This is a genomic window from Rodentibacter haemolyticus (assembly GCF_015356115.1).
Taxonomy (GTDB): Bacteria; Pseudomonadota; Gammaproteobacteria; order Enterobacterales; family Pasteurellaceae; genus Rodentibacter; species Rodentibacter haemolyticus.
Genome location: NZ_CP063056.1, coordinates 87,463 through 110,269, shown reverse-complemented (window position 1 = coordinate 110,269; position 22,807 = coordinate 87,463). Strand labels below are relative to the sequence as shown.

Below are 22,807 nucleotides of genomic sequence, written 5' to 3'. Positions count from 1 at the left end.
GAGATCACAAACGAGATCACTAAAAACGTGATTTACAGTGATTTACTATGATTTAATATGACCCAATAAAAAAGCCTTGAAGGCTTATCCCACAAGGCTTTGTAACTCATTATGATTTAAATTGATTTATCGATTTGGTGGAGCTGGCGGGAGTTGAACCCGCGTCCGAAATTACTCTACCTTCAGTACTACACGTTTAGTCGGTCTTTAATTTCATTCAAGTATGCGAACAGACACGCTAAACTTGAACTAGTTTGATTTAATTTAATGCTTCGATCCTCAAACGGCGGCTTCCACACGATCTCGTTTTGGGTTGACTCCGCAAACTCCCCGTCTTACGAGCGGAAGCTGGGGCGCGAAGGCTAAATGCAGGTTATTAAGCTGCTAAAGCGTATTGTTCGTCGTTTGCGACTATTTTTTTGCGGTTTATTTACGAGGCCTACCGCACCTCGACGTGCACCTTGGGCTTCGCTAATCCCGTCGAATCCAGAATCAGCCCCAAAATTATTCGTAAGTCTAGCAAAAAAAAGACACAAATAAAAGCACCTTATTTATTAAACTGCCGTGTTAGGGTAGAATTTCGCTCGGTTTTATCAAAGGAAAAATAAAATGAAAAATCTCAAATCTCTCATTACTCTTTCAATGGCTTCACTATTTTTTGCAATGAATGTATCGGCAGCACAAAGCAAAGAAGGCGTGAAATCAGAGAGTAAAAAAGAACGCATTTCAAAAATTACTTCGGTTACTCAGGCTATTTCTATTAATGCTGAAAATCAGCATTTAAGCGTTGATAACAACGGGCAAGCACTTGCCGTTTTCAAATATACGGTATCCAATATTAGCAATAAGCCGATTTCGGCTGTTCAATGGTTGAGTATTTATGTAAACAAGCGTGAAGTGGTACACAGTCAAGATATGAACATTGATCTGGTGTCGCCATTGTTGCCGGGTAAATCATTCACGATTAATTTACAACTCCCTTTTGTGCAAATTCAAGAAAAGTTCAGACCGGTTTTTATGGATTCACAAGCTAAAATTGAGGTTTATTCTGTTGATCAGGTTATTCGTTTTAGTGATCAAAACGAACTGCGTGAACGTTAATCGTTTTCTAATGCTCAACCTGCTGATATGTAGAATTATATGTGTGCTTGAACAGTGTTTTTATTATGGTTATACTAAACGCCTTTATTTTTAACCGCACTTTTCCGTTATGTCTTTTGCCCGCAAAATCATTCATATCGATATGGATTGCTTCTATGCTTCGGTGGAAATTCGTGAAAATCCTTCCTTGCAAGGTAAACCTGTTGCGGTAGGGGGGAGTTCTACTCAACGTGGTGTGTTGACAACCTGTAATTATGAGGCGAGAAAATTTGGGTTACATAGTGCAATGCCTACGACTCAATCTATCAAAAAATGTCCGAATTTAGTGCTTATTCCGGTAAATATGGCGTTATATAAACAGGTTTCAGCGCAGATTCATCAAATTTTTCGTCGTTATACGGATATCATCGAACCCCTTTCTTTAGATGAAGCCTATTTGGATGTAACTGATTGCCAAAAATGTTCGGGGTCAGCCACGTGGATTGCGCAAGAAATTCGCCAAGCGATTTTTGATGAGCTAAAACTCACTTCTTCAGCAGGGATTGCGCCGCTTAAATTTCTTGCAAAAATTGCCTCTGATATGAATAAACCTAACGGACAGTTTGTGATCAAACCCAATGAAGTGGCGGCCTTTGTTAAACCTCTCGCTTTAAAAAAAATTCCGGGAGTTGGGAAAGTCACTTCACAGCGTTTATCGGATATGGGATTAGAAACCTGCGCCGATGTACAAAATTTTGATCAATCCGTTTTATTGAATCGATTTGGAAAAATAGGTAAGCGAATTTGGGATTTTAGTCATGGTATCGACGAACGTGAGGTTCAGTCTCATCGCGAAAGAAAATCCGTGGGGGTTGAGCGCACGCTTGTTAAAAATATTTACGAGCCTGAGAAGGCTATTGTATTGTTAGATGATCTGTATGCAGAATTATGTCGTCGTCTTGAACGTGCCGTGCCTAATACGCCTTTATCTGCCTTCCGTAAAATCGGCATAAAACTCAAATTTGAGGATTTTCAAGTGACGACTTTGGAAAAAACAGGGTTGCCTTTTTCCTTAGCCGGTTTTCAGCAATTACTTCGGCAAATTTGGCAGCGCAGACAAGGAAAATCTGTTCGCTTGATTGGTTTACACGTTAATTTATCGGAAGAAAATAAACAAGAACAAATGAGCCTTTGGTAATACAATTCACACTTTATAAAATCAGTATTTGGAGAAATGATGGAACACAAATTAGAAGATATTATTGCAATCTTTAACCAATGTTTTGAACAAGAATATAACACCCGCCTTGTGAAAGGGGGAGAAGAGCCGATTTATATTCCGGCAAATGATGATGTATCTTATCACGCAATTTATTTTGCCCGTGGTTTTTATAGCAGCGCCTTACACGAAATTGCGCATTGGCTGGTGGCTGGTAAGGCTCGCCGTGAGTTGGAAGATTTCGGCTATTGGTATGAACCGGACGGACGTTCCGAAGAACGTCAGCGCGATTTTGAAAAGGTAGAAATCAAACCGCAGGCTTTGGAATGGATTCTTTCCACGGCCGCCGGATTTCGTTATTTTGCGAGTAGCGATAATTTGAATGGCAATCCGGGCGATACGCAGCCTTTCAAACAAGCCGTATATGAACAAGTGAAAATTTATGCGGAAAAAGGTTTACCGAAACGCGCCGAAACCTTACGTAAAGCGTTGGCAAAATTTTATGGAACGGAAGATCGCATTGATTTGAATAAATTTGATGTCAGCCGTATTTAAAGTGCGGTCATAAAATCTTTGGATTTTGAACGTTGGCTTGCCAACAGTGCCATAAGGAATAACAATCGCTTTAAGCGATTATGTATAATTTTAACCACACTTTATGTACTGCAATTTTTCGTAAAATCGGCTAGAATACGCCGATTTTGTTTTAGATTTGAAATGTATAACGCGTATGAAAGATTCCATTATTACTAAACTTGAAAGTTTAAAAGAACGTTATGAAGAATTAGAGGCATTATTAGGCGATGCCTCCGTGATTAGTGATCAAGATAAATTCCGAGCCTATTCCAAAGAATATGCCCAACTTGAAGAAGTGGTGAAATGTTTTAATCGCTGGACTCAACTTAATAGCAATATTGAAGAAGCGGAAATGTTGCTGGATGATCCTGAAATGAAAGAAATGGCACAGATGGAAATTGACGAATCCAAAGAGGAAATGGAAGAAGTGGAACAACAACTTCAAATTCTCTTGCTGCCAAAAGATCCGAATGATGAATATAACTGTTATTTAGAAATTCGTGCGGGAACGGGTGGTGATGAAGCGGGAATTTTTGCCGGTGATTTATTCCGTATGTATAGCCGTTATGCGGAAAGTAAACGCTGGCGGGTAGAAATGCTCAGTGCAAATGAAAGCGAGCAGGGCGGTTATAAAGAAGTGATTGTAAAAGTGAGCGGTGATGGCGTGTATGGTCAGTTAAAGTTTGAATCCGGCGGTCACCGTGTACAACGTGTGCCGAAAACCGAATCACAAGGTCGTATTCATACTTCAGCCTGTACCGTTGCCGTAATGCCGGAATTACCGGAATCCGAAATGCCGGAAATCAATCCCGCCGATTTACGTATTGATACTTATCGTTCATCCGGTGCTGGCGGTCAGCACGTTAATACGACGGATTCCGCCGTGCGTATCACCCACATTCCGACAGGTATCGTAGTGGAATGTCAAGACGAGCGTTCTCAACACAAAAACAAAGCCAAAGCGATGTCTGTGCTTGCATCACGAATCGTTCAAGCCGAACAGGAACGTCAAGCGGCAGAACAAACGGATATGCGCCGTAATTTATTGGGCTCGGGTGATCGTTCCGATAAAATCCGTACCTATAACTACCCGCAAGGTCGTGTAACTGATCATCGTATCAACTTAACGATTTATCGCTTAGATGAAGTGATGAACGGAAAAATTGATGAGTTAATTCAGCCGATCATTACTGAGTATCAAGCGGATCAGTTAGCTGCGTTATCTGAACAAAATTAATCATTGGGGCATCTGGTTTCAGATGCTCTTTTTTACGGAGAAATAAAATGTTAGTTGAAGATCCAAAGGACAAAAAAGTGAAAGATGTGGAGTTTTCTTCCTTTTCCCCTATTTCTCAGGCGGTATTGGCGAGTCGATTTAAACGTTGTATTGCTTATTTCATCAATAGTTTTATCGGTTGGGGTATGTTTTCCATTGGTACGGTTTTTGGTGAGTTTGCTGGCATATTACTTGGCATTTTGTATGTAGGAGCACAGCTTTATTTTATAAAAACCTATGGACAAACTATCGCTAAATGTTGGTTAAACTTGCGTGTTCTTGATTACAGTACACAAAGCTCTATTGGGTTTGGTAAATATATCGGTCGAGAAATTATTGATTGGTTGTTTGGCTGGACGAGTTTTTTACTCATCATAAGCGGTATTGTGGCACTGGTACGTGATGATCGCCGCTCTTTAACGGATTTAATTATTGGCTCTCAGGTCATTCAAGAACAAAAATAATGAATTATCAACAATGGCTGGCTCAAGCCATAATGGCGTTAAATCAAGCGAATCCCAAGGAAAATGGCAAAATTGATGCGTTGGTTTTGTTGCAATATGCAACCGGAAAATCCCGCACTCAGATTTTAGCCTTTGAGGAGACCGAAATTGACGAAAAAGTGCGGTCAAATTTAACCGCACTTTTAAATCGCCGATTAAAGGGTGAACCTATCGCTTATATTCTCGGTGAAAAAGAATTTTGGTCGTTGCCATTAAATGTATCGGAAAACACCTTAATTCCACGCCCTGACACCGAAGTCTTAGTTGAAAAAGCCTTAACGATTGCGATGGAAAAACTCAAAAAAAATCCACCGCACTTTCGGATTTTAGATCTTGGCACCGGAACAGGAGCCATTGCATTGGCACTAGCTTCCGAGCTTGCCCCCGTGTGTCAAAAACGACAAATTCAATTAGAAATTATCGGTGTGGATCGGATGTTGGATATTGTGGCATTGGCAAAATCTAACGCAGAAAAAAATCAACTTAATGTGGGCTTTTTTCAAAGCGTATGGTTTGAAAATGTAGAAGGGCAATTTGATTTGATAGTGAGTAATCCGCCCTATATTGATGAAAAAGATGAACATTTAAGCCTAGGTGATGTGCGGTTTGAACCCTTATCCGCCCTGGTTGCGGCAGATAGCGGCTATGCCGATTTACGGCATATTATCGAACAATCGCCTCGATATTTAACTGATGGCGGTTGTTTATTGCTTGAACACGGTTGGCAACAAGGGACAAAAGTGCGGTCAATTTTTCAAACGAACCATTGGGAAAACATTGCAACCTTACGTGATTATGGCGACAATGAGCGCGTTACATTTGGTTTTTGGAAAGAATAATGAAATATTACAGACGCAGATTATATGATCATTTTGTAAATTTTTATAATGTGATTTCAGATGATTACGGGGAATCAGAAGCACAACTTCGTGCGAAAATGGGGCATTTCGTACGTAAAGCACGGCGAGAAATTTCATCTGATTGGGCGTTAAAAGAGCGTATTCATCATTTGTTACAACTGATTTACAGCGATTGGGGTTTTCATTGCGATCCTGATAAATATTTTTCTGCACGGAATCTTTATTTGCCTTATGTACTGGAATATCGTGAAGGAATGCCGGTAACATTAGGAGCTATTATTTTATATCTTGCCGAGTCTTTGGACTTACCGATTTACCCGGTTAATTTTCCTACTCAACTTATTTTACGTGCTGAAATTGAAGATGATGTCGTATTTATCGATCCTTGGAACGGCAGTTATATTTCTCAAGAAAAGCTACAACAGCTTTATGAAGGTGCATTTGGTTTCGGGTCACAAATTCAGCCGGAAGAATTGGAGCGGGCTGATCTGCAATTACTCTATCTACGTTTTGAGCAACTTGCCAAAAACGCACTGATTCGTGAAGAACATAATGAAATGGCATTTCGTTATATTGAACATTTGCTCATTTTTAACAAGGACGAACCCTATCATATTCGTGATCGCGGATTAGTGCTGGCACAAATGGGGGCATATCCCGCGGCATTGAAAGACTTGGAATATTTTATAGATAAGTGTCCGCAAGATCCCACAGCGATGTTTATTCGCACACAACTTTTGGAACTCAAAGGCGAAATTGAAGAAGATCGTCATTCTATTCATTGAATTAAGGAAAATTTATGCAAAACAAAGTAGTAAAAATTGACAATATTGACGTTGCTAACGATAAGCCTTTTGTGCTTTTTGGTGGAATGAACGTATTAGAAAGCCGTGATATGGCAATGCAAGTCTGTGAAGCCTATGTAAAAGTGACGGAAAAACTTGGCGTGCCTTATGTTTTTAAAGCCTCTTTTGACAAGGCGAATCGCTCATCTATTCACTCATACCGGGGACTGGGAATGGAAGAGGGCTTGAAAATTTTCCAAGAATTAAAAGAGACCTTCGGCGTAAAAGTGATCACGGATGTACACGAAATTTACCAATGTAAGCCGGTAGCGGAAGTGGTTGGTGTAATCCAATTACCGGCATTTCTCGCTCGTCAAACGGATCTTGTGGAAGCGATGGCGCGCACCGGTGCAGTGATTAATGTGAAAAAACCGCAATTTTTAAGCCCCGGACAAATGGGAAATATCGTAGAGAAAATCGAAGAATGCGGAAACGATAAAGTGATTCTTTGTGATCGCGGCACTAATTTCGGTTACGATAATTTAATTGTGGATATGCTTGGTTTCAGCGTAATGAAGAAAGCTTCTAAAGGTAGCCCGGTTATTTTTGACGTAACACATTCGTTACAATGTCGGGATCCTTTTGGTGCGGCTTCAGGAGGTCGCCGTGAACAAGTGACGGAACTTGCCCGTTCAGGATTAGCGGTGGGGATTGCCGGTTTATTCTTAGAAGCGCATCCGAATCCAAATCAAGCAAAATGTGATGGCCCGTCAGCGTTACCGCTTTCCGTATTGGAAGGGTTCGTTTCACAAATGAAAGCTATTGATGATTTAGTGAAATCTTTCCCGGAATTGGATACTTCAATTTAACGGCAAAGTGCGGTTGAAAATTTTGGTATTAACAGCAGTGGCGCAAATCATTGTAGGGGGAGTTAGGCAAAACCGTAATGCACCAACAGGTGAAATGGTACTTTACGCAAAGCTAACGCCCCTAAAAATAGATATTGGATATAAAATTCTCTTTGTGCCACAGCTACACAATATCGGAAAATCGAAAGAATTTTGACCGCACTTCTTTTCAACATCAAAGGAGAATATTATGCAAATCGTATTTTTAGACAGTACCGCTATTCCAAAACACATTCCGATTCCTCGTCCGAATTTTACCCATGAATGGATCGAATATGAACATACTTCCGCACAACAAACGATTGAGCGTGCCAAAAATGCCGATATTGTGATTACAAGTAAAGTCATTTTCGATCGCAAAACCTTAGAACAGTTACCAAAACTCAAACTCATTGCGATTACCGCAACGGGGACAAATAATGTTGATCTTGTCGCCGCTCAAGAATTGGGTATTGCCGTACGAAATGTGACAGGGTATTCCAGTGTGACTGTGCCGGAGCACGTATTAGGTTTGATTTTCTCTTTAAAACACAGTTTGGCAGGGTGGTTGCGTGATCAAACTCTCGCAAAATGGGCGGATTGCAAACAATTCTGTTACTTTGATTATCCGATTACCGATGTGAGAGGGGCTACACTAGGTGTATTTGGCAAAGGTTGTTTAGGGACGGAAGTAGGGCGATTGGCACAAGCGATAGGAATGAATGTGCTTTATGCGGAACGTAAAGGTGCCGAAACCTGCCGTGCCGGTTATACGCCTTTTGATGATGTGCTCAAACAGGCGGATATTATCACTTTGCACTGTCCCTTGACGGAAACTACAAAAAATCTAATTAATTCGGAAACCCTGTCACAAATGAAAAAAGGGGCGTTTTTAATCAATACGGGACGTGGGCCTTTAGTAGATGAAAATGCGTTGCTTGATGCTTTAAAAAACGGTCATTTAGGTGGTGCGGCGTTAGATGTCATGATTAAAGAACCGCCGGAAAAAGACAATGCGCTGATTCTTGCGGCAAAAACAATGCCGAATTTACTTATTACACCGCATATCGCTTGGGCGAGTGACAGTGCGGTAACCACTTTAGTGAAAAAAGTCACGCAAAATATGGAAGATTTTGTCGCACAATTAAAATAATATGAATTTATCTATTTCCCTTTATATCGCCCTGCGTTACTGGCGTGCCAAGAGTGCCGACCGTTTTGGGCGATTAGTCACCAATCTTGCCGGTTTTGGTATTGTTTTAGGTGTGATGGCGTTGATTATCGTACTTTCGGTGATGAATGGATTGGAAGCTTACCAGAAACAGCAGGTACTGGCTTCCATTCCTCATGCTATTGTGAGCCAAAAACAACCTATTTCCACGAAAAAATCCTTGGAAAATTTACCGCACTTTGTGCAAAAAGCCGTACCGATTAATACCACGAATGTGATTTATCAAACCACAAAAGGGGTGAGTGCAGGACAAGTGATCGGCGTGCAATCATTTGCGGACGATCCTTTATTGGAATCTTTGGATAACACTCGATTTAGTACCTTGTTGCCGGTAGGTGAATTTAAGTTGATTGTGGGTTATCAGCTTGCACAAAATCTGGGACTGAATATTGGTGATAAAATTCGACTAATGATCACGGAGAACAGCCAATATACACCATTTGGGCGTGTGCCCATGCAACGTTTGTTTACCGTGAGCGAAATCTACTTTGATTATAGTGAAGCCTCGGGATATGAAGCCTTTGCGAATTTGTCCGATATTGGTCGCCTAATGCGTATTCAACCGGAACAGGCGCAGGGGTATCGTTTATTCTTGACCGATCCCTTTTTAATTACCGAATTGCCGAATGCCTTCCCCGATCAACAAATCACGGATTGGCGTGTGCAAAAAGGTGAGTTTTTCCAAGCGGTACGTATGGAAAAAAATATGATGGGGTTGCTGATTAGTCTCATTATTGTGGTGGCGATTTCCAATATCGTTACTTCGCTTAGCCTTATGGTGGTGGATAAACGGGGGGAAATTGCCATTTTACAAACCCAAGGGTTAAGGAAATCCCAAGTGCGTTCCGTCTTTATTTATCAGGGATTGTTGGTTGGGCTGGTAGGCACGCTGATTGGCACAATATTAGGCGTATTGATTACGTTAAATCTGACTTCGGTGATAAGTGCGGTTAATCCGAACGGTGTTTTTTTACCTACGGAATTAGTGCCTATTCAAATTGTTATCGTAATGGTGTTTTCTTTATTATTGTCTTTATTATCAACCATTTATCCTGCTTATCGCGCAGCAAAAACCTCACCTGCGGAAGCATTACGCTATGAATAAAATAACGATAAAGGATTTTTAATATTATTGAGGAAGTATGGAAGAGCAAAAACTCTTAGCGTTTGATCACCAACATATTTGGCATCCCTATTCTTCAATTCATTCGGATATGCCTCTTTATGCGGTAGAGGGCGCGACAGGTGTGTGCATTAAGTTAAAGAACGGCAATACGTTAATTGATGGTATGTCGTCTTGGTGGGCGGCACTGCACGGTTATAATCACCCTCGTTTAAATGCCGCTGTACAAAATCAGCTGGCGAAAATGAGCCATATTATGTTTGGCGGTTTCACTCATGAGCCGGCAGTACGGTTGGCACAATTATTAGTTCAAATTTTACCCGATGGGTTAGATAAAATTTTTTTTGCCGACAGCGGTTCCGTTGCCGTGGAAGTTGCAATGAAAATGGCCCTTCAGTATCAGTATGCCAAAGGTGAGAAGCAACGGAAAAAATTTGTCGCAATTCGTTCCGGTTATCACGGAGACACCTGGAATGCGATGTCCGTTTGTGATCCGACTACCGGTATGCATCATTTATTTTGCGGGAGTTTACCGGTTCAGTATTTTCTGCCGCAACCTTGCGTAACATTTAATGAACCTTGGAATGACAAGGCTATTGAACCTCTTGCCGATTTATTGAAAAAGCACGGACAAGAAATTGCCGCATTAATTTTAGAACCTATAGTGCAAGGTGCGGGGGGAATGTATTTTTATTCACCGACTTATCTTGTTAAAGCGCAAGAACTGTGCCGAATGTACGGCGTGTTATTGATTTTTGATGAAATTGCCACCGGTTTCGGACGAACCGGAAAATTATTTGCCGCAGAACATGCCGGTGTTTCACCGGATATTATGTGTATTGGGAAAGCCTTAACCGGCGGATATTTAACGTTATCCGCAACCATTACAACGGAAAGGGTTGCCGAAGTCATTTGCAGTAGTGAAGCAAACTGTTTTATGCATGGACCAACCTTTATGGCAAATCCTTTGGCTTGTGCCGTAGCGGCGGAATCTATTCGATTACTATTGGAAAGTCCGTGGCAGGCACGTGTTCAACGTATTGAAAAAATATTGCATCAACAACTTTTGCCGCTGCAACAAAAAGATTATGTGAAAGAAGTCAGAGTATTAGGCGCGATAGGCGTAGTTGAAATGCAAAATCCGGTGAATATGAAAAGTTTAGTACCACGTTTTGTTGAAAACGGCGTTTGGATTCGTCCCTTTGGAAGGCTGGTTTATGTGATGCCGCCTTTTATTATTCAAGAGAATGAATTAATTCAATTACTTCAGGGAATGGAAAAAGCATTAGCACAAGAATATGAAAAATAAGGCAGTAAAATGGTGCATTTTGAGCAACAATTAATACAATTAAAAAAGATTAATCAATATCGTTCTATCCCTAATTTAACCCACCACGGACGCTATATTGCACGTGATAATCGCTTGATGCTAAATATGTCTTCCAATGATTATTTAGGCTTGGCATCAAATGAAACATTACGGCGAACCTTTCTTGAACAATATGGAAAGCAGTTACCTGTGTTTACTACTTCATCTTCCCGTTTATTAACCGGTAATTTTCCTATTTATAATACATTGGAGCAGTTGGTTTCTCAGCGGTTTCAGCGAGAAAGCTGTTTGTTATTTAATAGCGGCTATCATGCGAATCTCGGTATTTTGCCGACATTAACAACCTCAAAAAGTTTAATTTTGGCGGATAAATTGGTACATGCCAGTCTGATTGATGGAATTAAATTAAGTCAGTGCCGGTTTTTCCGCTATCGCCATAATGATATCGAACATTTACAGCAACTTTTGGAAAAAAACGCCGGCAAGTTTGACCGCACTTTTATTGTAACCGAATCGGTTTTTAGTATGGATGGTGATGTAGCGGATCTCGCCAAACTGGTTCAATTGAAAAAACAATTTCCAGATACTTATCTTTATGTAGATGAAGCTCATGCCATCGGTGTTTATGGTGAAAGCGGGCTTGGTATGGCAGAGCAATTCAGCGTGTTGCAAGAGATTGATTTATTGGTCGGCACTTTTGGTAAGGCTTTGGCATCTATAGGGGCTTATGTCGTTTGTGATGAAGTCGTAAAAGCCTATTTGGTTAATCAGATGCGCCCGTTAATTTTCTCTACCGCATTGCCACCGATTAATGTCGCTTGGACTTATTTCCTATTTGAACGCTTACCGTTTTTCTCTAACGAAAGAAAACATCTTGTAGAGCTAGGTGCATTTTTGCGTGATGAAGTGGCAAAACGTTCGGGAAAAATGCCGAGTTCGACTTGTATCGTGCCTTATATTTTAGGTGATAATGAATCCGTGCTTAAGAAAGCGCAACAACTACAACTGCAAGGCTATTATTGTTTACCTATTCGCCCGCCGACAGTACCGATAGGAACTTCAAGAATCCGACTATCGCTTACGGCAGATATGACAAAAGAAGAAATCATTCGGCTGGTCGATCATTTATAGGTAACAAAATGAAAATAAAATTTGAAAATCATCAATCTGAAAAACTGCTTGTTTATTTTGCCGGTTGGGGAACACCGATCTCTGCAGTGTCTCACCTTGTATTGCCCGAAAATTACGATTTGCTAATTTGCTATGATTATCAGGATCTCTCATTATCCTTTGATTTTTCCCGTTATCAACAAATTCGAGTGGTTGCTTGGTCTATGGGGGTTTGGGTGGCGGAGCGTGTATTGCAAAATATTCAATTTGAATCGGCAATTGCAATAAATGGAACAGGGCGACCTTGTGATGATAACCTCGGCATTCCTTATGCTATTTTTAAAGGCACACTCGAGAATCTAAATGAAGTCACTCGGGCGAAATTTGATCGCCGAATCTGTGGTGATAAAGCGAATTTGGCTTTTTATTATTCGACACCACACCGAGAATTTGAAGAAATTCACCAAGAATTGACCGCACTTTTTGCTGCCGTTTTGCAAGATGAACGTACTGATTTAATCCCCTGGAGCAAAGCGATTATAGGCACTAGAGATAAAATTTTCTCACCGATAAATCAACGTCAATACTGGCACGAACGATGTCCGATAAAAGAAATTGAGGGCGAGCATTATTTGTTTTCTGTATTTACTCACTGGGAGCAGTTGTGGGACTAATTGAGAAACAGCGTATTCAGCAAAGTTTTTATAAAGCGCTTGGTAGTTATGATGAAAATGCTTGGATACAGAAAAAAATTAACCGACAGCTTATTACTCGATTAATGGCGAATTTATCGGCTACATCGCTTAAGAGTATTTTAGAATTGGGTTGTGGAACAGGACAGTTGACCGAGCAATTACAGCAACGGATTCAAGCCGAACATTGGATGCTGAATGATTTATGTGATGTGAAAGCTCAGCTTTATGAGAGGTTATCTCAACCCTTTGAATTTTATTGTGGTGATGCGGAGCAATTTCCATTTAACAGAAAGTATGATCTTATTATTACTGCTTCCGTGGTGCAATGGTTTCATCATAAAGCGAAATTTATTCAACATTGTAAAAGCGGTTTAAATCCTAACGGGTTATTGGCAATTTCCACTTTTGGGCAAGAAAATTTAAAGGAAATCCGTAAACTCACTCAAATTGGGCTGGACTATCCCGATTTATCCGATTGGAAGAGGTGGTTACAAGCCGATTTTGATTTGCTTTATAGCGATATCACAACGGAAGAACTGGTTTTTCCTACACCGATTGGTGTGTTGAAACATCTTAAAAATACCGGTGTGACGGCGATAGGAAAAGGCCACTGGACAAAGGGGCAGCTCAATGAATTTATCAATCGATATCAACAACATTTTTCTTTGTCGGGGAAAAAAGTGCGGCTGACTTACCAACCGTTATGGCTGATTGCGCAATATAAAGAATAGGGGACATTGTGGGAAAAGTCATCTTTATTTCAGGGATTGATACGAATGTAGGGAAAACTATCGCTACGGGCATTTTGGCAAAGCAATTAATGGCTCAAGGTTTTTCCGTGATCACACAAAAAATGATTCAAACAGGTTGCAGAAAGATTGCAGAGGATTTATTGGTTCATCGAAAAATTCAAGATATTGCATTGACAGAAGATGACTTTAACGGCATTACCTGTCCTTACCTTTTTGAATATCCCTGTTCCCCTCATCTTGCTGCCAGAAGAGAAGAATGCGTGATTGATGCCAAAAAGATTGAAAAATCAACCGCACTTTTGGCTGAAAAATATGATTATGTGTTGCTTGAAGGGGCTGGCGGATTAATGGTTCCTTATAATGAATATGAAACCATATTAGATTACGTTCAGACACAGAATTATCCGTTAGTATTAGTAACGTCAGGAAAATTGGGCAGCATAAATCATACGTTATTGAGTTTAGAGGCGTGCAAAACACGAAATATTCAGGTGTTACGTGTGTTATATAACCGTTATCCCGAATATGATCCGATTATTTCTGAAGAAACTCAGTTTTATTTAAAAAATTATCTTACTCGGCATTTTTCTCAAACGGAATTTGAGGTTTTTGAGAAAGTTGAGATTTAATTAAGGATTGGGCGAAGTATGATAAACTTCGGTATTATGCAGCAGTTGCTACAAATTATTGTAGGGGGTTTTAGGCGAAGCCGTAACGCACCAATAGACTGAATGGTGCGTTAAGCAAAGCTCAACGCCTCCTACCCAAATTAAATACCGGATATAAAATACTCTTTGTGAAACTGATACATAATAATGAAAATTAGAGTGAAAAAATGAATAACTATCTACTAGAATGTGAAAATGTCAGTAAATTCTATCAAGAAGGGGATAACCAAACTCAAGTGTTGAAAGGGGTTTCCTTTGTAATGCAGCCGAAAGAATTGGTGGCGATTGTCGGCAGTTCCGGTTCGGGGAAGAGTACGCTGCTCCATACTTTAGGCGGTTTAGATCAGCCCAGCAGCGGTGAGGTGTTTATTAAAGGACAATCCCTGCAAAAATCATCGGAATCGGAATTGGCAAAATTACGTAATCAAAATTTAGGTTTTGTGTATCAATTTCATCATTTAATGGCGGACTTTACAGCGCTTGAAAATGTGATGATGCCGATGTTAATTGGTCATCGGAATAAAACGGAAGCAAAAGATCGTGCGGAAAAAATATTAAGTGCGGTCGGTTTAAGCCATCGAATTTCTCATCGTCCTTCAGCGCTTTCAGGGGGAGAACGTCAACGTGTGGCGATTGCACGAGCGTTAGTCAATAATCCGTCCTTGGTGCTTGCTGATGAACCGACCGGTAACCTCGATCATAAAACCACAGAAAGTATTTTTGAACTGATTAGAGAGCTGAATCAAATACAAAATATCGCTTTTTTACTAGTTACCCATGATCTTAAACTCGCCAATAAACTTAGTCGTTGTCTAATTATGGCTGATGGTGTATTGCTAGAGGAGACTAAAGAACAAAAAGATCTTCGGCTTTTAAAAAGTTTTGATTGGGACTTTGGTAGAAAGGAGTGGAATGCTGTATGAATGCCCCTTTTTTTATTAGTTATCGTTACCAAAGAGGTAAACAGAAAAATCCACTCGTAAGTTTGATTTCAACATTTTCTACTGTCGGTATTGCCCTTGGTGTTGCCGTGTTGATTGTGGGGTTGAGTGCAATGAATGGATTTGAACGTGAATTGAATCAACGTATTCTTGCCGTAGTACCTCATGCGGAAATTATGGTTAATCCCAATGGCAGCGAGCAAACCATTAATCAATGGCAGAATCTTGCCGAGCGTTTAAAAACGAATGAAAAAATCACCGCACTTTCACCTTTTGTCAGTTTTACGGCATTGGTTGAAAACGGTAGTAAATTAAAAGTAGTGCAAGTAAAAGGTGTGGACAAGACGGCGGAAGAGCAGGTTAGTTCTCTTGGTAAATTCGTAGAAGGCGACGGATGGCAAAAATTTGCTAAAGAAGGCGGTTTAGTGCTCGGTTCCGGCATTGCAAGAGAATTAGGCGTTAACGTTGGGGATTGGGTTTCTTTACTTATTTCTCAACAAAATGGTAATGAAGGGTTGTCTCAACCGAGTCGTGAGCGCGTTCAAGTCACGGGTATATTGCGTCTAGACGGGCAGCTTGATCATAGCTATGCTTTACTATCTTTGTCTCAAGCACAAACGTTACTTGGCTATCAAAATGATCAAATCACCGGTGTGGCGTTGAAAGTCAGTGATCCGTTTAAGGTGCAGGAAATGGATTATTCGGCATTAAATGATTATCCGCAGCTTCTTTATGTGCAAAATTGGATTGCTAAGTTCGGTTATATGTATCGAGATATTCAGCTTATCCGCACGGTAATGTATATTGCCATGGTACTTGTTATCGGCGTGGCCTGCTTTAATATTGTTTCTACTTTGATTATGGCGGTAAAAGATAAGCAGGGCGATATCGCTATTATGCGTACACTTGGTGCAAATAATGGCTTTATTAAGCGAATTTTCATCTGGTACGGCTTGCAAGCGGGAATGAAAGGTTGTTTAATAGGGATCGTTCTCGGCACGATATTGGCGTTAAATTTAACCGCGTTGATTCAGGGCTTAGAATATTTACTCGGAAAGAAATTGTTATCGGATGGCATCTATTTTGTCGATTTTCTTCCTAGCGAACTTCATTGGCAAGATGTTTTATTGGTTTTAGCTGCGGCGTTAGCCTTAAGTCTTTTGGCAAGCCTTTACCCCGCAAGTCGGGCGGCGAAACTTCAACCGGCTCAGGTATTGAGCCATCATTAGCTAAAATTTAAAACATTCATTAATGAACTAGTTTACTAGTGTATAAAATAGGTGTAGAGTATTTGCAATTTTTAAACACAACATTTTTATAATTATAAGAGAGTGATGTATGGCTAAAGAAAAAATTGAAATCGTCGTTGAAAATGATGATACACGTATTGAAAAAGTAGATCAGGTTTTACCTCCAATCGCTTTACTGGAAAAATTTCCGGCAAGTGAAAAAGCTGCGGCGTTAGTTAGACAAACCCGTCTTGATACTCACAATATTATTCACGGCAAAGATGATCGTTTGTTGGTTATCATCGGTCCTTGTTCCATTCACGATCCGAAAGCCGCATTAGAATATGCAGCTCGCTTAAAACCGTTGCGTGAAAGATATAAAGACAGTCTCGAAATCATTATGCGTGTTTACTTTGAAAAGCCGCGCACTACTGTGGGCTGGAAAGGATTAATTAATGACCCGTTTTTAAATGACAGTTATCGTTTAAATGATGGTTTACGTATTGCACGTAAATTGTTATCCGACATTAATAACCTTGGTGTGCCGTCAGCCGGTGAATTTTTAGATATGATTACGCCTCAATATGTGGCGGATTTTATGAGCTGGGGCGCAATCGGGGCTCGTACCACGGAATCTCAAGTTCACCGTGAGCTGGCTTCAGGTTTATCTTGTGCCGTCGGTTTTAAAAATGCAACCAATGGTGGCGTGAAAGTGGCGCTGGATGCGATTGGTGCAGCTGAAGCACCGCACTATTTTTTATCCGTCACCAAGTTCGGTCATTCTGCGATTGTTTCTACTAAAGGTAATGAAGACTGCCATATTATCTTACGTGGCGGTGATAAAGGCCCTAATTACAGTGCAGAAGATGTAGCGAAAGTTTGTGCCGATATTGAAAAATCAGGGCGTATTCCACACGTTATGGTGGATTTCAGTCACGCAAATAGTAGTAAACAATTTAAAAAACAAATGGAAGTTTGTGAAGACGTAAGTAACCAAATTGCGAACGGTTCAACACAGATTTTCGGTGTGATGGTGGAAAGCCATCTTGTTGAAGGTCGCCAAGATTTGATTGACGGTAAAGCCGCAACTTACGGACAAAGTATCACTGATGCCTGTATCGGCTGGGAAGATACGGAAGTCTTATTAGAACAGCTATCGAATGCAGTTATTGCGAGACGTAAAGCCAACGCTTAATTTTTAATATTGAAAAGTGCGGTCAAAAATCGTTTTACTTTGTAAAAAGTTTTAAATCCGCTTTTATTTATATCTAATAGAAAAGGGGCAATAATTGCCCCTCTTTTATGCTGTATCTAAGAGAAGGTGCAATACGTGTAATGGGTACCGGAAAAAAGTGGGTAGCACAGTAGAGAAAGGGGGAGGGCAATACCAAGGCTATGAGTTTAGTAACCAAGACGATACTTTAGTTTACGTTCAACAAGGTGTGCAAATTATCTAACTTGTAAGAAATAAATGGTTAAATTTTAACTATAATTGTTACAAAATTAATTATTTATTCAATGAAATAGAAACGGAAGGTGTATAATCACCTCCGTTTTTTTCGGCAATCGTTTTTGTAAAACTATTTTAGCGTTTTTATTCAGTGGTTTTACAAAAATATTCTATAAGAGGTTAATGTTGAGGTTAGCTAATATGTTAAATAAATTAACGTGTATATTTTTGATATTACACCAACTGGAAATAATAGATCTAAAAGGCATCTCCATACCTTCAAAGCATTTCATAACAAAATAACAAGGAAAGCCAATGAGCACACATTTTTCTAAAACTTTATTAGCCGCATTATTATGCGGACTTTGTTTTTCGCCTTTGGTACAGGCTAAGGTGGAATTGAAAGGTATTATTAAAAACGCAATGGATAATGATCCTACCCTTGATGAAGCAAGGGCGAATATTGCGATGGCGGAGAGCCAAACAAAAATTTCCGAAGCGGGGCATTTGCCGATTGTTTCTGTAACAGGGACATCGATGGTAAACCAATATCATCGAGATACCAGTAATCGTCGTTCAGGACCGGGTATTAACGCGAGAGTGAATTTATATGCCTGGGGCGGTATTGAAGCGGAAATTGAGCGAGACCGCCATAAAGAAGGTTATTATCAGCATAAATTCTCCGAAACCCGTGAAGTGATGGGGCAGAAAATCGGGCAACTTTATTTAGCGGCATTACGTGCTAAAGAAAGTGTGGCGGTTTATAAAGAAAGCTTAGCCCGTCACGAAAAAATCTTACGTGATTTGAATGTGATTGTGAAATATGATTCGGGTCGTTTATCGGATGTGAATGAGGCGCTTTCTCGCCGTAATCAAGTAGAAAGTGCTTTACTTACGCAACAACGAATTATGCATTCATCATTGAACCAACTTACCCGTTACACAAGAAAGCCAATGACGGAAGCAGATCTTATCGATCCTTTTTATAAAATCAATGTCGATACATTTATTAAAAAATACCACAGTTCGGATGTGACATCTAATCCTAGTTATCTTGCTCAGCAAAAAGAATTTGACAGTGCGGAAGCAGGCGTTAGAGCCGCTAAAGCACGTCGTTTACCTGCCATCAATCTAGAGGGTAATGCAAGTCGCCATAATCATGAGGTTTATGTGAATATGTCTTGGGATATTTATAACCCGGCGACTAAATATGCCCAAGAGCAAAGTTATTATTCACAACGTGCCGCTGAAGCTAAGCTACGTGAAATTGAGTTGGATATTCAAGAGAAAGCCTTAACTTCCGAAGTGGATATGGTGCGAAATCAACAATTGATGAATGTCGCAAGTAAGCAAATAAAATTACAACGTAATGTGGTGGCAGATACCGAGTTACAATTTGATATTGCAACGAAAACACTTTTAAACGTGCTTGATGCTTATCAGGAATTAACCGGCGTGCAAATGGCGGAAGTGACCGCTCGTAATGATTTGCGAGATGCCGCATTACTTTATCTTGTTTCTCAAGCACAAATTACAAATTGGATAAGTAAATAAATTATGAAATCAATTATTGAACATTTAGCTTTAGTGACTCAGTTACAGGGTAACCCGGTCTCACACGAAGCACTAACCGCACAGGTTGAAAGAGATAATCATCTAAACGTTAATTTAGCTTCTCTTGGAGAGATATTACGTACTTATGGATTTGAAAATACGATCTCAAAACGTAAATTAGCGGATATTCCAAGCCTTGCAACACCCGTTATGGTGATGCTGACAGACAATGAAGCTGCGGTTGTTACGAAGATCGACGGAGTGGGGAATGAGCGTAAATTTACGGTTCGCCAAATTGATAACGTAGAGAAGGTATTAACCTTTAAAGAACTAAATGCTCGCTATTTAGGCTATTGTTGGTTTGTGAAGCCTAAAATGACGGCGGATGTTCGTTCCGAATTGCCTGAATATGACTTGCCGAAGGCTTGGTTCTGGAAAGTTATTTGGCGTTTTAAGGCTTATTATGGTCAAGTCGTTCTTGCAACCTTTATTATTAACTTTCTCGCATTGGTAAGCTCACTTTATGTGATGAATGTGTATGACCGAGTGATTCCGAATAAAACCTATGAAACCCTCTGGGCGTTAAGTATAGGGGTAATTTTGGCGATTAGCTTTGAATTTGTGGCTAAAATGATTCGGGGGCATTTAACCGATATTGCAGGGAAAAAAGCCGATTTGATTATTAGCTCCGCTTTATTTAGACGGGTAATGGCACTTCGCTTAATTGATAAGCCCGCATCATCAGGTTCCTATGCAAATAACTTACGAGATTTTGAGTCTGTGCGGGAATTTATGACTTCAGCCAGTCTTTTAGTGTTGGTGGATTTACCTTTCTTACTCTTATTTGTTTTTGTGATTTTCTTAATTGGCGGTATGTTGGCGATTGTGCCTTTAATTATTATTCCAACGGTGATTATTGTTGGGATTTTGGTTCAGCCGAAATTAGCCGCACGCATTAATGAGTCAATGAGAGAATCGTCACAACGTCAAGGATTGGTTGTTGAAGCCTTAGACGGTATTGAAACTCTCAAAGCAAATAATGCCACTTCTTGGGCTCAACATCGTTGGGATGCCTACACGGCGAAAACTTCCGCATCACAGATTAAAGTGAAAGATTTAAGTAACTTCATTGTGAATTTTTCAACAGGGTTACAACAACTCAATACCGTATTTCTAGTGCTATTAGGGACTTATCTCATTCATAGTCCGGATGAGGCGAGCCGTATTACAATGGGGGCATTGATTGCTTCGGTAATTTTATCGGGGAGAGCCTTAGCTCCATTAGGACAAATTGCAGGCTTGGCAACTCGATTCCAGCAAGCGCGCTTAGCGTTAAAAGGCGTGGATGATATTGTCAATCGCCCGATTGAGCGTGATGTAAATCGAAAATATATTACGCTTCAAAATACAAAAGGAATGCTTACCTTTAAAAATACCGCTTTCCAATACAATAAAGATTTAGCCAATGCCCTTTCTGATGTCAATATCAATATCCGAGCAGGGGAGAAAGTGGCGATTCTTGGGCGTGTTGGCAGTGGTAAAAGTACATTATTAAAATTAGCTTCGGGTTTATATGAGCCGTTAAAGGGGAATGTGAGCTTAGATGGTGTGGATATTCGCCAAATTGAGCCGACTTTTTTGCGTAACCAAATCGCATTACTGGGGCAACAGCCACGTTTATTCTTAGGCACATTGCGAGAAAATTTAGATATTGCCCGTGTGGATAATTTTTCTACCGATCAAGAATTGGTGGATGCCTTAAATCGTTTCCAATTAGGCAGTATTGTGAATAATCATCCGCGTGGATTAGATATGCCATTGGGTGAAAATGGTCAGGGCTTGTCCGGCGGACAAAAACAACTCGTAGCGTTGGCTCGTTTAACGATTAAAGATCCTCGAATTGTGTTACTTGATGAACCGACAAGTGATCTTGATCAAGGCTCGGAAGAAATGGTCTTACAGGCTTTAAGTCGTTGGATTGGAAATCGTACAATGGTGGTGGTAACACACCGTCCGCAAGTGTTGAAATTAGTCAATCGAATTATTGTAATGGATAATGGTCAAGTTGCGATTGATGGCCCGCGTGATGCCGTATTGAAACATCTAAGCGATAATGAGAAAAAACAGGCTGAAGCTCAACAAAAACAGCAAATTGCACAGCAGCAAGCGAATAAAAAACAAGAACAACCGGCAATGAATGCGACTACTGAAAATAAAGAAGGAAATAGCAATGACTGATCAAATTAAACAAGCAGACCTCGCATTAATTAATGATCTCAATGCAGCGATGCAGACGGAAAAGCACCGTGGTATTTTTTCGGTCGTAATTTTGTTTGCAATATTCTTGGTCGTATTCGTTATTTGGGCTTATTTTAGCCCCCTCGAAGAAGTCAGCCGTGGGCAGGGAAGCGTGATCCCAAGTAGCCGTGAGCAAATCGTACAAAGTCTTGACCCGGGCATTATTCAAGAGATGAAAGTAAAAGAAGGGGATTTAGTAGAAAAAAACCAAGTATTACTTGTGTTAGATGATACTCGATCTTCTGCAGTATTGCGTGAAAGCGAAGCGAAAGTTCAAAACTTACGGGGCATGGTCGCTCGACTCCAAGCGGAATCTTCGGGCAATGAATTGAGTTTCCCGGATGATATTCCCGAAGAAGTGAAACAGCGTGAAACGGATGCTTATAATGCTCGTCATCGCTCAATGCAGGATGCGGTAAAAGGGTTATCACAAAGCAAAGCCTTACTTGATCGTGAAATTAGCATTACTCAGCCAATGGTGGCGAAAGGTGTAATGTCAGAGGTTGAGCTATTACGGATGAAGCGTCAGTCGTCTGATCTCGCACAACAAATTTCTGAACGCCGAAATCAATATGTAACGGTTGCAAATAATGAGTTGGTACAGGCTGAATCGGAGTTGGCTCAAGCTCGTGAAAATATGGCAATGCGTGCCGATCCTGTGGAACGCTCACAAATCAAGGCTCCAATGAAAGGGATTGTTAAAAATATTCGTATCAATACCGTAGGTGGGGTTGTTCAGGCAGGGCAAGATATTTTAGAAATTGTCCCTGTTGATGACGCACTTTTAGTACAGGCTTATATTAGCCCGAAAGATGTGGCATTTATTCGCCCGGACCAAGATGCTTTAGTGAAAATCAGTGCTTATGATTATGCGATTTATGGTGGTTTAGAGGGGAAAGTTGTGTTAATCAGCCCGGATACCTTGCAAGATGAACGCCGTCGTAGCGAGCTTAATCTTAACCCGGATCAGGCTTACTATCGTATTCTAGTCAAAACCGATGGCAGCCATATTACGGATAGTCAAGGCAATGCAATGCCTATTACTCCGGGTATGACGGCAATGGTGGATATTAAAACGGGTGAAAAAACCGTGTTTCAATATTTGATCAAACCGATTACACGTATGAAACAGGCATTGCAAGAGCGATAAATTTTCTTCGTAAAACTTAGAGAAAACAGACCGCACTTTAATCTGCACCCCAAAAGTCGTATCAATAAACCGACTGATTAAGGTGCAGAT

The 22,807-nt window shown here is 40.4% G+C and carries 20 protein-coding genes, 1 other RNA gene and 1 pseudogene; 21 read left to right on the top strand and 1 reads right to left on the bottom strand.

The annotated features are described in order from the left end of the window. Positions 1-135: 135 nt before the first annotated feature. Positions 136-500, bottom strand: a transfer-messenger RNA (tmRNA) gene (gene ssrA / locus IHV77_RS00565). Between the two features lie 109 nt (positions 501-609). On the opposite strand from ssrA, the gene IHV77_RS00560 reads away from it, so the two are divergent. From IHV77_RS00560 to IHV77_RS00460, 21 genes and pseudogenes are all read left to right on the top strand, one after another. Beyond that, positions 610-1,101 carry a hypothetical protein gene (locus IHV77_RS00560; RefSeq protein ID WP_194812232.1) on the top strand — a complete coding sequence of 164 codons (492 nt, stop codon included), beginning with the start codon at positions 610-612 and terminating at the stop codon, positions 1,099-1,101. A 109-nt stretch (positions 1,102-1,210) separates the two neighbouring features. Further along, the gene (gene dinB, locus IHV77_RS00555) at positions 1,211-2,278 is read left to right on the top strand and encodes a DNA polymerase IV (protein WP_194812231.1); all 1,068 of its coding nucleotides are present in this window, start codon (positions 1,211-1,213) and stop codon (positions 2,276-2,278) included. Between the two features lie 39 nt (positions 2,279-2,317). After that, entirely contained in the window at positions 2,318-2,854 is a 537-nt protein-coding gene (locus tag IHV77_RS00550) for an elongation factor P hydroxylase (RefSeq protein ID WP_194812230.1), read from the top strand. A gap of 175 nt (positions 2,855-3,029) precedes the next feature. Continuing rightward, positions 3,030-4,112, top strand: a complete 1,083-nt coding sequence (prfA, locus tag IHV77_RS00545; RefSeq protein WP_194812229.1) for a peptide chain release factor 1 — start codon at positions 3,030-3,032, stop codon at positions 4,110-4,112. Between the two features lie 47 nt (positions 4,113-4,159). After that, a complete protein-coding gene (locus IHV77_RS00540) occupies positions 4,160-4,615 on the top strand; it encodes an RDD family protein (protein WP_194812228.1) in 456 nt (151 codons plus the stop codon). Continuing rightward, on the top strand, positions 4,615-5,493 hold the full coding sequence (gene prmC, locus IHV77_RS00535) for a peptide chain release factor N(5)-glutamine methyltransferase (protein WP_194812227.1): 879 nt from the start codon (positions 4,615-4,617) through the stop codon (positions 5,491-5,493). Before IHV77_RS00540 ends, prmC begins: the two co-directional genes overlap by 1 nt. Continuing rightward, a complete protein-coding gene (locus IHV77_RS00530; RefSeq protein WP_194812226.1) occupies positions 5,493-6,299 on the top strand; it encodes a SirB1 family protein in 807 nt (268 codons plus the stop codon). Before prmC ends, IHV77_RS00530 begins: the two co-directional genes overlap by 1 nt. A gap of 14 nt (positions 6,300-6,313) precedes the next feature. Beyond that, a complete protein-coding gene (gene kdsA, locus IHV77_RS00525; RefSeq protein WP_194812225.1) occupies positions 6,314-7,168 on the top strand; it encodes a 3-deoxy-8-phosphooctulonate synthase in 855 nt (284 codons plus the stop codon). Between the two features lie 229 nt (positions 7,169-7,397). Next, a complete protein-coding gene (locus IHV77_RS00520) occupies positions 7,398-8,339 on the top strand; it encodes a 2-hydroxyacid dehydrogenase (protein WP_194812224.1) in 942 nt (313 codons plus the stop codon). A 1-nt stretch (position 8,340) separates the two neighbouring features. Continuing rightward, complete coding sequence (locus IHV77_RS00515) at positions 8,341-9,522, top strand: lipoprotein-releasing ABC transporter permease subunit (RefSeq protein WP_194812223.1); 1,182 nt, start codon at positions 8,341-8,343, stop codon at positions 9,520-9,522. 37 nt (positions 9,523-9,559) lie between these two features. Further along, entirely contained in the window at positions 9,560-10,849 is a 1,290-nt protein-coding gene (gene bioA / locus IHV77_RS00510; RefSeq protein WP_194812222.1) for an adenosylmethionine--8-amino-7-oxononanoate transaminase, read from the top strand. Between the two features lie 9 nt (positions 10,850-10,858). Next, entirely contained in the window at positions 10,859-12,001 is a 1,143-nt protein-coding gene (bioF, locus tag IHV77_RS00505) for an 8-amino-7-oxononanoate synthase (protein ID WP_194812221.1), read from the top strand. A gap of 8 nt (positions 12,002-12,009) precedes the next feature. Beyond that, positions 12,010-12,654: a pimeloyl-ACP methyl esterase BioG family protein gene (locus IHV77_RS00500; RefSeq protein WP_194812220.1), complete on the top strand. Its 645-nt coding sequence runs from the start codon at positions 12,010-12,012 to the stop codon at positions 12,652-12,654. After that, positions 12,645-13,406: a malonyl-ACP O-methyltransferase BioC gene (bioC, locus tag IHV77_RS00495; RefSeq protein ID WP_228550021.1), complete on the top strand. Its 762-nt coding sequence runs from the start codon at positions 12,645-12,647 to the stop codon at positions 13,404-13,406. The genes IHV77_RS00500 and bioC overlap by 10 nt, the downstream gene beginning before the upstream one ends. An 8-nt stretch (positions 13,407-13,414) precedes the next feature. Beyond that, entirely contained in the window at positions 13,415-14,056 is a 642-nt protein-coding gene (gene bioD / locus IHV77_RS00490; protein ID WP_194812219.1) for a dethiobiotin synthase, read from the top strand. Between the two features lie 206 nt (positions 14,057-14,262). Beyond that, a pseudogene (gene lolD / locus IHV77_RS00485) lies at positions 14,263-14,937 on the top strand (lipoprotein-releasing ABC transporter ATP-binding protein LolD); the annotation flags it as partial. A gap of 77 nt (positions 14,938-15,014) precedes the next feature. Continuing rightward, the gene (gene lolE, locus IHV77_RS00480; RefSeq protein WP_194812217.1) at positions 15,015-16,265 is read left to right on the top strand and encodes a lipoprotein-releasing ABC transporter permease subunit LolE; all 1,251 of its coding nucleotides are present in this window, start codon (positions 15,015-15,017) and stop codon (positions 16,263-16,265) included. Between the two features lie 109 nt (positions 16,266-16,374). Then, on the top strand, positions 16,375-17,460 hold the full coding sequence (gene aroG, locus IHV77_RS00475) for a 3-deoxy-7-phosphoheptulonate synthase AroG (protein ID WP_269902541.1): 1,086 nt from the start codon (positions 16,375-16,377) through the stop codon (positions 17,458-17,460). Between the two features lie 570 nt (positions 17,461-18,030). Continuing rightward, positions 18,031-19,269, top strand: coding sequence for a TolC family protein (locus IHV77_RS00470; protein WP_194812216.1), 1,239 nt, complete (start codon positions 18,031-18,033; stop codon positions 19,267-19,269). A gap of 3 nt (positions 19,270-19,272) precedes the next feature. Continuing rightward, on the top strand, positions 19,273-21,507 hold the full coding sequence (locus IHV77_RS00465; protein ID WP_194812215.1) for a type I secretion system permease/ATPase: 2,235 nt from the start codon (positions 19,273-19,275) through the stop codon (positions 21,505-21,507). Further along, on the top strand, positions 21,500-22,717 hold the full coding sequence (locus IHV77_RS00460; protein WP_194812214.1) for an HlyD family type I secretion periplasmic adaptor subunit: 1,218 nt from the start codon (positions 21,500-21,502) through the stop codon (positions 22,715-22,717). Before IHV77_RS00465 ends, IHV77_RS00460 begins: the two co-directional genes overlap by 8 nt. The last annotated feature ends 90 nt before the right edge of the window (positions 22,718-22,807 follow it).